The following is a 12,429-nucleotide window of genomic DNA, read 5'->3' on the forward strand; positions in this document are numbered from 1 at the left end:
CTGCTGTCCTTCTTACGCCCACCGAGGCGCGTGGCGAGCGTGTCTCACGAGGTGGAATCAGCTGACAGAAGCCGCAATGACGTGTCCCACCCATCAATTCCGATCACGCCCACCTCACGGCTGCCCAGCCGCCTCACGCAGGCTCAATAGGTGCCTACCCGCACACGCAACACCACAGGCACCTCTCCCGCCGCATCCACACGACCGACGTTGAGCCCGTAGTCGGTCTGGTCGCCGTTGAGCTGTCTTTCGACCTGCCAGCGCCCGTCCACGTACCGCCCCTGCTCCACCCGCAACAGTTGTCCATGACGGGTATCGGCCGCCTCGCGGAAAAATTCAATCCGCGCGGCCATGCCGGTGACCAGGAACTCCTCCGGCCCCAGCTGCGCCACCAGCAGCCGGCCGGCGTGGTCGTCGTTGCCGGGCAGGATTGCCGGCGCATCGCCCCACATCGGCGCACCGAACGACACCTTGGCCTGCCAGTCGCCGAAGCGCAGCGTGCGTTGCGGCGCGCCGGGCTGTTCGGCCACCGCCTGCAGCCGGCCGTCGAAGGCGGCCTGGGCGATCACGCGCTGCAGCGGGGCCAGCAGCTTGAAGTTGGCGGCGTGTGCAGCGATCGCGTCACGGTTGGCCTGGCTGTCCTGGTTGCCATCCATGCCGAACACCGAAAAGCCGATCCCGCCCTGCCCCAGCACATGGAACAGATACGGCGCGGTGGCCGCCTCGAAGCCGGTCTCCGAGACCCAGGCCGGGTTGTCCGGCCGCGCGTACTGGCCGATGACCTTGGTGTACTCGTTGTAGTCGCTGGTGTAGATATCGGTGCCGATGAAGTCGACCGACGGCGTGGCCGCGCGCCACAGCGCGAACACATTCACCGTCGCACCGCCGGACGGATAATCCATGCCCGGGTAACGCTTGCCCTTGTAGCGCAGCCAGGTGTTGACGTAGAGCGGCAGCGGATAAGCGTGCTTGCCGGCTGCGGCCACCTGTTCGATATACGCCGCCGTCGCATGCGCATTGAAGGCTTCGGCGGCTTCGGCACCGAATAGCTGCTGCCAGCTGCCTTGCGGCTTGCCCAGTTTTTGCGCGATCGCAGCGGGCACCGGTTGCGCGAACGCCGCCTCGCCGGCCGGGCCATGGTCGCGCACCGTGCCGATCGCGCCGGGCTCGTTTTCCACCTGTACCAGGATCACCGTGTGGCGGTCGCCATCGACCTTGCGCAGGTGCTGCATCAATGCGGTGAACGCACGCACATCGGCCTGCACGTTGGTGGCCACATGCGGCGACAGCACATCCACCGGTTCGCCATTGGCATCACGCATGCGTGGGTAAGTGGCGTCGTCGCGCTTGATCCACTCCGGCACGTAATGCATCTGGCCGTTCTTCCAGCTGCCGAACCACAGCAGGGCCACGCGCAGGCCGCGCTTGCGCGCGCCGGCAATCAAGGCATCCACGTTGGTGGTATCGAAGCGCCCGGGCGCCGGCTCGAACTGCTCCCAGTACACCGGCGCTTCCACCGTGTTGGCGTGCAGCGCGACCACCTCGTCCAGCGCCTTGGGCAGCACCGCCGGCCAGGCGCTGGAATTGTGCAACTGCGCGGCCAGCACGGTGTATGGCGCGCCATCGACGAACAGCGCATGGCGGCCGTTCTGGGTAATGAAGCGCGGCAGTTCTTCCGCGCTGGCCAGCGATGGCACGCAACCGGCCAACATCGCCAGCGACCACAGCAGGACTGCGATGCGACCGCGCGGCCGCGGCATCTTCAGGGCAAGCAAACGCATCATCGCGCCTCCGACGGTAGTGAATTCCAATGCGGCGTGGGTTCGTCGCGCAGATGGCGTACGAAGAAGTCGTACTGGCGACGCTGCACATAATCGATCGGCCCACTGGAACGGCCTACCGAATGCTCGCCACCAGGCACGTTGAGCAGCTCGAAGTCCTTGCCGGCCTTGATCAGCGCATCGACCACCTGCGCGGTGGAGGCCGGGTCCACATTGCTGTCCTGCTCGCCGACGATCAGCAGCAGGTCGCCCTGCAACTTGGCCGCATTGACCACGCCCGAGGCCTGCGCATAACCGGCATCCACCGGCCAGCCCATCCACTGCTCGTTCCAGCTGATCTTGTCCATGCGGTTGTCGTAGCACCCGGCGAACGCCACGCCCACCTTGTAGAAGTCCGGATGGCGTTCGAGCGCGCCCAGCGTGCTCTGCCCACCGGCCGAGGCGCCATAGATGCCGACCCGGCCGATGTCGTAGGAAGGGTCCCTGGCCGCCAACGCACGGTGCCAGGCAATGCGATCGGCAAAGCCGGAATCGCCCAGGTTCTTCCACGCCACATCATGAAAGGCCTTGGAGCGGTTGGCGGTGCCCATGCCGTCGATCATCACCACGATAAAGCCCAGATCCGCCTGCGCCTGCATGCCGATCTGCTTGTCGCCACCGGAGTGATAGCCAAACGGCCAGAACGTCTTCGGCACGAAGGAGTCGTGCGGGCCGGCGTAGATGTTCTCGATCACCGGATACTTCTTGTGCGGGTCGTAATCGCGTGGGCGCACCACCATGCCCCAGATGTCGGTGCGGCCATCGCGGCCCTTGGCCACAAAGGTCTCCGGCGCGCGCCAGCCGGCGGCCAGCAACCTGTCGATCTTGCCCTGCTCCACCTGCTGCAGCAGCCGGCCATCGATTGCGTGCAGCTCCATCACCGGCGGCAGATCCGGGCGCGAGTAGACATCGACGTAATGCCGGCCGTCGTCTGCGATCGCCACGTCATGATCGGCATCGCTGTGGGTCAGCCGGGTCAACCGGCGGCCGTCGAAATCCACGCTGTACAGCTGCCGGTAGTACGGGTCCTTGCCCGCATCCATGCCGCTGGCGGTGAACCAGATGCGCCGCTGCGCGTCGTCCACGCGCAGCACATCGCGCACGATCCACGGCCCGCGCGTGAGCTGCCGCTTGAACCTGCCGCTGCGGCCATCGACCAGGTACAGGTGCCGCCAGCCGTCGCGTTCGGAGATCCACAGCAAATCATCGCCGCGCCCATCCACGTCATGGCGGAAACTGCGGTCGGCGTAGACGAAGGTGCGCGCATCTTCGCCGACCGCCACGTGCGCGCGACCGCTCTGCGCATCCACCGCGATCACCCGCATGCGCTGAAAGCCGCGCTGCACGTAGTCGAAGCTCACGCTGCGGCCATCGCTGCGCCACTGCAGCGGCGACAGCGCATACGGATTGGCGAACAAGGCGGTGTCCACCTCGCGGCGTGTGCCGTCCACGGCAAACAGCACCGGCCGCTCCACATCCACCGCATCGCCAGGCTTGGGATATAGCTGGGTGCGCACGCGCGGCTGGCCGCCGCCTGCAGGCGCCGCTTCCACGCGGGTGACGCGGCGGGCCAACCCGGGACGCACGCGATACACCGCCAGCCTCTGCGAGTCCGGCGACCAGGCGATGCTTTCCGGGTCGAAATAATCGTCTGCGCGGCCATCGTCGCTGAGCCGGGTCAGCTGGCCATCGGCAACACGACGCAGCAGCAGGTTCCAGCCATCGGCGAGCGCTTCCCAACGGCCATCGGGCGAACGGCGCGGCGTGGTGTCGGCTGGCACCGCAGGGTCGCGCACCACACCGAAGCCGCGTGGACGCTGCTGCGTGGCGGCGTCATCGCGGGCGCAGCGGTCGTCCGTCAGGCTGCAACGCCAGGGCGCTTCGCCAAGCGCGAAGCGAATCGCCCCGTCGCTGCGCTCGCCGTCCGGCGCATAGGCAAAGCGCTCGAACGGCAACTGCAACGCGGTGTAGGGTGTGCCGGTCGCTGCACTCAATGCCTGCGCCACGCGCAGCTGGTCGAACGCCGGCGTTTTCTGCAGCGTGGCGACATCCATACGGACGAAGGCGAATCCGCCCGGCACCGTCTTGCGGTAATAGAACGTGCCGTTGTCCTGCCATTGCGCCGGCCAGGCCACGTTCTCGGTCAGCGTGCTCCAGTGCGCGCGCAAGCCCAGCGCGCGTTGGTAGTCGGCCACGCTGGGCGCGGCCTGTGCCGCCGTCGATAGGAACACGATGCACGCAGCCACCCCGTTCAAGCAGCCACGCAACCAGCGCGAGGCACCCGCGCCGTGGCGCAGCTCACTCGCCATCGTCCTCCTCCAGTGCCAGCTCATCGCCGCGCAAGCCGCTGCGCGCGCCCCAGTGATAGATGAAGAATGCAATCACCGCCACGCTCAAGGTGTCGAACGGATGCGCGATCCAGCCGTGACCGCCGAACGTCCCGGCCCAGGACACCGCCATCACCAGCACGAAGAACACGATCAACCACAGCGATGCGCGCACCTGGCGCAGCAGGCGTGCCCTGCCCTGGCGCGATGGCAGGCGATACAGCACATACAGCACGAACGCGACCACCTGCAGGCCAAGCAACCACGACAAGGTGGGCCAGGTCGACCAGTAGACGATCAAGGCGGCAACGATGAACGACAGCGGCCCCAGCACGGCAAGGCCACGGACGCGGAACGGCCGCGGCAAGTCCGGCGCACTGCGGCGCAACGCCGCCACCGTCACCGGCGCCACCGCGTAGCTCAGCACCAAGGCGGCCGACACCACGCCGATCAGGGTCTCCCACGAGGGGAACGGCAGCGTCCAGAAGATCGACAAGCCCAGGCTCAACCACAATGCCGGACGCGGGATGCCCGATTGCGGATCCACCCGCGTCAGCACCGGCAAGAACCCGCCGCTACGCGCCCAGCCGTACACCACGCGCGGGGTGGCATTCATGTAGATGTTGCCGGTACCGCTGGGCGAGACCATTGCATCGCAGATCACCAGCGCAGCCAGCCACGCCATCCCCAACGCCAGCGCGATGTCGTGATACGGCAGCGCAAACACCTTGTCGATACCGCTCCAGCCTGGTGCCAGTTGCGCGGCGGGAATGCTGCCAAGGAATGCCAGCTGCAGCAGCACGTAGATCACCGTGGACAAGGCCACCGACAGGATCAGGGCGATCGGGATATTGCGCTGCGGGTCGCGCACCTCGCTGGCCACCGACACGATCGGGGTCAGGCCCAGGTAGGCAAAGATGATGCCGCCGGCAGAGATCGCCGCTTCCACCCCGGCCATGCCCGAGGGCGCAAACCCGTGCACGCTCAGGTTGCCCGGGTTGAAGTGCTTCATCAGCAGCACGATCACCAGGATCGGCACCAGGAACTTGAAAATGCTGACGATGTTGTTGGCCAACGCAAAGGTCTTGACGCTGAAATAGTTGAGCAGGAAGAACAGCACCAGCAAGGCCAGTTGCACCAGCCAGCCCCACACGCTGGGATGGCTGCCGCCGGGTTGGTTGAGCAGCGGAAACCACGCCGCCGCGTACTGGCGCGCCGCTTCCACCTCGATCGCGATCAGGCTGGAAAACGCGATCAGGGTGATGAAGCCGGTCAACGAGCCGAGCAAGGCGCCATGCGAATACTCCGGGTAGCGCACCACGCCACCGGCGCGCGGCAGCGCGGCACCGAGTTCGCAATACACCAGGCCGAGCAGCAACACCGCGATGCCGCCAAGGATCCACGACAGGATGCCGGCCGGCCCGGCAATGGAAGAGACATGGCTGGCCGAGAACAACCAGCCCGAGCCGAAGATCGAACCCAGCCCGATAAAGGTCAGGTCGGTCAGGCTGAGTCGCTTGTGGAACTTGCCCTGCGTGGTCGCACCGTGTGTGGTCATTGGTCGCCCCGAAGCGTGGATACGCGGTTGGTGTAGCGAAGAACGTCGGCTGGTGATGTCCCGGATCAGTCGCTGGCAGAGGCCTTGGCCGCTGCTGCCGCCGGCCCGGCAGCATCTTCGGCGGCATACGGCGAGACACCACCGTCGGCGATGAAGCGGTCGATGCGCGCCTCCAGCACCGGCAATGGCACCGAGCCGGTCTGCAGCACCGCATCGTGGAAATGGCGCAGGTCGAATTTTTCGCCCAGGGCGGCTTCGGTCTTGCGCCGCAGCTCCAGGATCTTCAGCTCGCCCAGGTAATACGACAACGCCTGCCCCGGCCAGGCGATGTAGCGGTCCACCTCGGTGGTGACTTCGTGCTCGCTCAAGGCGGTGTTGTCGCGCAGGTAGGCCTGCGCCTGCGCGCGCGTCCAGCCCTTGTGGTGGATGCCGGTATCGATCACCAGGCGGCAGGCGCGCCACATCTGGTAGGTGAGATAGCCGAAGCGGTCATAGGGCGTGTCGTACATGCCCATTTCCTGGCCCAGGTACTCCGAATACAGGGCCCAGCCTTCGCCATAGGCAGAGATGTAGGCGTAGCGGCGAAACTCCGGCAGCCCCTGTGCCTCTGCCGCCAGCGGCATCTGCAGCGCGTGGCCGGGCGAGGACTCGTGCAGCGTCAGTGCGGTCAGGTTGTACAGCGGCCGCGACGGCAGGTTGTAGGTGTTGACCAGATAGATGCCGGGCCCACCGCGCCCGCCGGTGTAGAACGGCGCCAGCTCCGGCGGTACCGGCTCGATCGCGAAGCGTCGGCGCGGCAGCCGGCCGATGTAATCGCCCACCTTGGCGTCCACGCGCTTGGCGATCCAGGCGGCCTGCTTGAGCAACTGTTCCGGCGTCTTGGCATAGAACTGCGGGTCGCTGCGCAGGAACTGCAGGAAGGCCGGAAACACTGCCTGCCCGGCCGGTGCCTTGAAGCCGCTGGCGGCGATGGTCTGATCCATCTGCGTGCGCAGCTTGGCCACTTCCTGCAGACCGATCTGGTGGATCTGCTCCGGGCTCAACTCCAGCGTGGTGAATTCGCGGATCTGCGCGCGGTAATACGCCTGCCCGTCCGGCAAGGCTTCGCCGGCCAGCGTGGTGCGCGCGCGCGGTTGGTACTCGTTGCGGATGAAGCCCAGCAGCTTCGCGTAGGCCGGCAGCACCTGCGTATCGATGGTCTGCACTGCCTGCTGGCGCAATTGCGCCTGCACATCGGCAGGCAGCGTGGCCGGCATCTGCTTGAACGGTGCGTAGAACGGATTGGCCTCGCCCTTGGCCTGCACCACGTCGGCGATGGACTGGTCGCGCCCGGTCAGGGTCACCCGGGGCTGGCTGAAACCGCGCGCCAGGCCCGCACGCATATTGTCGGTGTGCTCGGCGAAATAGCGCGGGATATCGGCCAGCATCTTCAGATAGCGCTGGTAGTCCTCGCGCGTGCGCAGCTTGGCTTCGGCACTGAAGCCCAGGTCGCTCCAGAACGCCGAGTCGCTGTTGAACGGCATTTCCCAGGCGCGAAAATGCTGCTGATCCAGCAGCACCAGCAGCTGCTGCCGGTACACCTGGTAGCTCACCTGATCTTCGGCCGGCAACTGCGCTGCCGGAATCGCATCCAGCTCCTTCAACGTCTGTTGCCAGTACGCGGTGCGCAGGTTTTGCGTGGCCACATCGACCTTGGGCAGATGGTCGGACTGCCTGTCCTGCGTGGCCTGGTTGTCTTCATCCACCGCGCCAGACAGCTGCGCCTGCCGCCAGCGCCATTCGCGCGTGTACAGCGCCTTGAAGCGTTCCGCCGCACTGTCTTGCGTGCTTGCTGCGGGTGCAGGTGCTGCGGCCTGTGCTTGCGACACCGTGCCGCCCAGGCTGGCAACAATCAGCACGCTCAATGCGCTCGCGCGCCAGACACTGCTGGTCTTCATCCGCGTGCCTCCGGCGCCGCCTTGGCCTGTGCAATCCACTGGCGCACGCGCTGCTGCAGCATCGCCAGCGGCATTGCGCCGCCGCCGAGCACCGCATCGTGGAAGGCGCGCACATCGAAGCGATCGCCGAGCTCTTTTTCCGCCTCCGCACGCAGCGCAAGAATCTGCAGCTGCCCCAACTTGTAGCCCAAGGCCTGGCCCGGCCAGACGATGTAGCGATCGGTTTCGGACTGGATGCTGGGCTCGTCATCGGACGGATGCGCGTGGAAGAAATCCACCATCTGCTGGCGGTTCCAGCGCTTGTAATGCACGCCGGTGTCGAGCACCAGGCGATTGGCGCGCAACAGCTCGCCGGACAGCCGGCCGTAGTCGTTGTACGGGTCCTTGAAGAAACCGATCTCCTTGCCCAGGCGCTCGGCGTACAGCGCCCAGCCTTCGATATAGGCGTTGTAGCCGGCCTGCTGGCGGAACGGCGGCAATGGCAACGTCTGCGCAAGCGAGATCTGCAGGTGATGGCCCGGCACGCCCTCGTGATAGGCGGTGGTTTCGATATTGACCAGCGTGCGGCTGGCGAAGTCGCTGGTGTTGACCTTGACGATGGCCGGCTTGGTGCCTTCCGGATTGCTCTGCCAGTACTCGGCGCCGGGCGCGCTGCGTCGGAATGCGGGCATCGCCTGCACTTCCAGCGGCGTTTTCGGCAGGTGACCGAACAGCTTGGGCAACTCGGGTTCCATCGCGGCGATGTAATCGCGGTACTGCTGCAGGATCTGCTCGCCGGAGCTGGCGAAGTGGCGCTTGTCGGTGTCCACCGCCTTGCGGAAGCTGGCCAGGTCGGCAAAGCCCTGCGCCTTGGCGATCACCGTCATCTCGCCTTCGATGCGCGCCACTTCCTTCAGGCCGATCTGATGGATCTCCTCCGGCGCCATGTCGGTGGTGGTCTGGGTATGGATGGCGTAGCGATAGCGGCGTTCGCCATCGGGCAGCGACCATACCCCTTCCTGCGCACGCCCTTGCGCGGCGTACTCGTCGCGCACGAACGCGGCCAGCTTGGTGTAGGCCGGGCGCACCTGCTGCTCGATCGCCGCAAGCAACTGCGTGCGCAGCGCAGCGCGCTGCTCGGACGGCACCGCGGCGTCGAGTTTTTTCAGCGGCGAGGCGAACGGGCTCTGCTCGCCGGTCAGCGCGGCGATCTTGTCGATCTGCTCGGGCAGGCGCTCCAGCAGATAACGCGGCTGCACCAGCCCCTCCTTGGCGCCCTGCCGCGACACCGCGATCACCTGGTCGATCACCGTCGGAATCGTCTGCAGGCGCTTGATGTAATCCTGATAATCCTTGGCGTTCTCGAACGGAAACGCATCGCCGTAACCGGCCAGCCCCAGCTGGATGCCGCCGATCGGCTCCAGCGGCATCGCATAGGTTTTCAGGTCGATGCCTTCCAGCTTGTCGCGCAACTGGCCGAGCATCATCTGCAGGCTGAGCTGGCGCTGCTCGTCCAGCGTCTTGCTGTCGATCGCTTCGAATTGCGTGAGCAGCTCGGCGGTGGCCGTGCGCTCGGCCTGCACGGCCTGAAGCGAATAGTCGCTCCAACGATCGTTGTACCGCTTGTCGCCGATGATGCTGGCGAACTCCGGGTTGTGCTGCAACTGGTACTGCCATTGCTTGTCCAGCAGCGCATCGAAGGCCTTGGCGGCTTGCTCGCCGGTTGGCGCAGCGGTGGCTGCAGCCGCCGTTTCCGCTGCCGGCGGCGCCGGCTTGCAGGCTGTGAACAAGGCGGCGGCCAGCAGGCCGATGGCGACGGGACGCAGGTGGTTCATGCAGTTACTCCAAGATGCAATGGCGGCTGTAGGAGCGCGCCTGAGCGCGACGGCTTTAACGGGACTGCCCGTCGCGCCCGGGCGCGCTCCTACGCGTGCGTGAGCCTGTAACGGCTCATGCGAACGGTTGGTCGATCGCCGGCGACGGCGGCGTAAACCACTGCGCGTCGGTATCGGTGACGTAAAAGTGGTCTTCCAGGCGCACCCCGAACGCACCGGGCACCACGATCATCGGCTCGTTGCTGGCGCACATGCCCGGCTGCAGCGGCTGCGCATTGCCGCGCACCAGATACGGCGCTTCGTGGATCGCCAGGCCGCAGCCATGGCCGGTGCGGTGCGGCAATCCCGGCAAGCGGTAGTCCGGCCCCAGCCCTGCCGCCTCCAGCACGCTGCGCGCGGCCTGGTCCACCGCTTCGCAGGCGAGCCCGGGGCGGATCGCCGCAAACGCCGCTGCCTGCGCCGCCTGTTCCAGATCCCAGATACGCCGTTGCGCGTCGTCGGGCGCGCCGTAGATCCAGGTGCGGGTGATATCGGAGTGGTAGCCCTGCACGGTGCAGCCGGTGTCGATCAGCACCAGCTCGCCTGCGCGCAGGTGCTGCACGCCGGGAATGCCGTGCGGGAATGCGGTGGCATGGCCGAACTGCACGATGCAGAAGGTCGAGCCGTTGTCCGCACCCAGCGCGCGATGCGCCTCGTCGATGAAGCGCACCAGCTGGTCGGTGCCGATGCCCTCCTGCGCGATGCCGGCGGCCAGCCGCTGCACCAGCAAGGTCATGTCGCAGGCCTGCTGCATCAGCGCCAGTTCGGCCGGCGACTTGCACATGCGGCAGCCGTCGATGATGGCCGCGGCATCGCGGATCGCCGTGCCCAGGTGCGCGCGCAGGCCGGTGTGCACGGCAAAGGCGATGCCCGGATCCAGCGCCAGTGCATGCGCGTGGCGGTCGTCCATCACCTGCACCACCAGTGCGTACGGGTCCTCGTGTTCTTCCCACAGATGTTTGGCGACCGCGATCTTCAGCACCGCATCCAGCGAGCCTTCTTCGAAGGCGGGGCAGATCAGCACCGGGTCGCCGTCCAGCGTGAGCAGCAGCGCGACCAGGCGCTCGCTCGCGCCCCAGGGCACGCCGGTGAAATAACGCAGCGACGTGCCGGCGCCGATCAACAGCGCATCCACGCCGTGCGCGCGCATCAGGCGGCGTGCGCGTTCGATGCGCTGTGCGTATTCCTGCGTGGCGATCGGCGCGGCGCGCTGCGTCCACGGCGTCAATTGCGCGCGCGCCTGTTCCAGCGACAGCCCGCCGATCTGGCTGCTCATGCGCCGGCTCCGAGGTCGGCGGTGCTCCATTGCCCATCGACCAGGCGCGCCACGCCACCCGGATTGCGCTGGCGCAAGTCGGCCGGCAGCAGGGCGTCCGGCACCGCGTCGTAGCTGTGCAGGGCGGCGAAGCGGCGGATCGAACCGGGCATGCCCACCGCGGTGAAGCCCGGGTGCCCGGTGCTGGGAAACGGCCCGCCATGGTTCTGCGCCGCGCTCACCGCCACGCCGGTCGGCATCTTGCTGTTGATCAACCGCCCCACCCGCGCCCGCAGCACCGGGGCGATGGCCTGCCAGGCCGCATCGTCGCTGCCATCGGTTGCGCGGTACAAGGTGCCGGTGAGGTTGCCTTCGAATGCAGCGGCGATTTGCGTCATCTGCGCCACGTCGCGTGCACGCACCAGCAGGCTCACCGGGCCGAAGGCCTCGGTCTGCAACGCATGCGGGCTGGTGAGGAACGCCTGCCCATCCACGCTCAACAAGGTCGGCGCATGGCGATAGCCGTCTTCGCCGGTATGCCCGCCGGCAAGCAGCGCGGCGCCGGCAGCGCGCAGCGCTGCCACACCGTGTTGCACGCCTTCCACGCCTGTGCTGGAAAACAGCACCATCGGCATGGCGGCTTCGAAGTGAGCCGTGGTCGCGGCCACGAATGCATCGCCGGCCTCGCCCTGCGGCACCACCACCACCCCGGGATTGGTGCAGAACTGGCCGCTGCCCAGCGTGCACGAGGAGAAGAATTCCTGCGCCAGCGCGGCGCCGCGTTCGGCCAGTGCGCCCGGCAGCAGGAACACCGGGTTGACGCTGGACAGCTCGGCATAGAACGGCACGCCGGCCGCATCGGCTGCGGCCTTCAGCGCCAGCCCGCCCGCACGGCTGCCGGTGAAGCCGATCGCCCCCAGCCGCGCATCGCCGGCCAGCCGCAGGCCGGTGGCGTTGTCGAAGTGATACAGCAACTGCACCGCCGCAGCCGGCAGGCTCGCCGCAAGCAAGGCTGTGTGCGCAAGCTGCGCCATGCGCTGGCTGGTGGCCGGATGCAGCGGATGCGCCTTGGCGATCACCGGGTTGCGCGCGGCAATGGCCGAGGCGAAATCGCTGCCGGCAATCGCATTGAAGGCGAACGGGAAATTGTTCGGGCCAAACACCACCACCGGCTTGCCGAGTGGCGCCAGATGCGAACGCAGATCGGCAGCGGTATCGATGATGGGTTGGGTCCAGCTATAGCTGCGCACCGCCTGGGCGGCCTGACGCAACTGCCCGCTGGTGCGCGGCAGCTCGTTGCCGCGCAAGCGTGTGGGTGCCGGCAATGCGGTCTCTGCGTGGGCAAGCGTCACCAGGGTGTCGGCATCGGCATCCAGCGCGTCGGCGTAGGCGTCCAGGAATGCGGCGATCCGTTCGACCGGTGCCGCTGCAAGTTCCGCTGCAACCGCTTGCGCTGCCGCAACCGCGGTTTCGACATCCTCCGCACCGCTGACCGGAAACTGCGGCCCGATCGCCTCGCCCGTGCTTGGGTCGGCGGCACGGAAGCTGGCGCTCGCCGCGCGGCTGGGTTGCCACCGGCCGGCCAGCAATACCTCGGCCTGCTGTGCGGGAGGGGATTGGAGCGTCTCGTTCATTGCGGCACCTTCGGTTGCATGAGGACAGACCCTGCGCACTGTGCG

General features: G+C 67.1%; 7 protein-coding genes. All 7 read right to left on the bottom strand.

Annotated features, from left to right (window positions below):
* Positions 1-143: 143 nt before the first annotated feature.
* Positions 144-1,784, bottom strand: a complete 1,641-nt coding sequence (locus GGR73_RS07200) for a DUF5597 domain-containing protein (RefSeq protein ID WP_184456229.1) — start codon at positions 1,782-1,784, stop codon at positions 144-146.
* A complete protein-coding gene (locus GGR73_RS07205; RefSeq protein WP_104554146.1) occupies positions 1,781-4,129 on the bottom strand; it encodes a S9 family peptidase in 2,349 nt (782 codons plus the stop codon). The genes GGR73_RS07200 and GGR73_RS07205 overlap by 4 nt, the downstream gene beginning before the upstream one ends.
* Positions 4,119-5,705: an APC family permease gene (locus GGR73_RS07210; RefSeq protein WP_104554145.1), complete on the bottom strand. Its 1,587-nt coding sequence runs from the start codon at positions 5,703-5,705 to the stop codon at positions 4,119-4,121. Before GGR73_RS07210 ends, GGR73_RS07205 begins: the two co-directional genes overlap by 11 nt.
* Positions 5,706-5,770: 65 nt before the next feature.
* The gene (locus GGR73_RS07215) at positions 5,771-7,642 is read right to left on the bottom strand and encodes a DUF885 family protein (protein ID WP_184456231.1); all 1,872 of its coding nucleotides are present in this window, start codon (positions 7,640-7,642) and stop codon (positions 5,771-5,773) included.
* The gene (locus GGR73_RS07220) at positions 7,639-9,456 is read right to left on the bottom strand and encodes a DUF885 domain-containing protein (RefSeq protein ID WP_184456233.1); all 1,818 of its coding nucleotides are present in this window, start codon (positions 9,454-9,456) and stop codon (positions 7,639-7,641) included. The genes GGR73_RS07215 and GGR73_RS07220 overlap by 4 nt, the downstream gene beginning before the upstream one ends.
* A gap of 115 nt (positions 9,457-9,571) precedes the next feature.
* Positions 9,572-10,771, bottom strand: a complete 1,200-nt coding sequence (locus GGR73_RS07225; RefSeq protein ID WP_065031657.1) for a M24 family metallopeptidase — start codon at positions 10,769-10,771, stop codon at positions 9,572-9,574.
* Entirely contained in the window at positions 10,768-12,384 is a 1,617-nt protein-coding gene (locus GGR73_RS07230; RefSeq protein WP_184456235.1) for an aldehyde dehydrogenase family protein, read from the bottom strand. The genes GGR73_RS07225 and GGR73_RS07230 overlap by 4 nt, the downstream gene beginning before the upstream one ends.
* Positions 12,385-12,429: the final 45 nt, after the last annotated feature.

The organism is Xanthomonas sp. F14 (genome assembly GCF_014199865.1).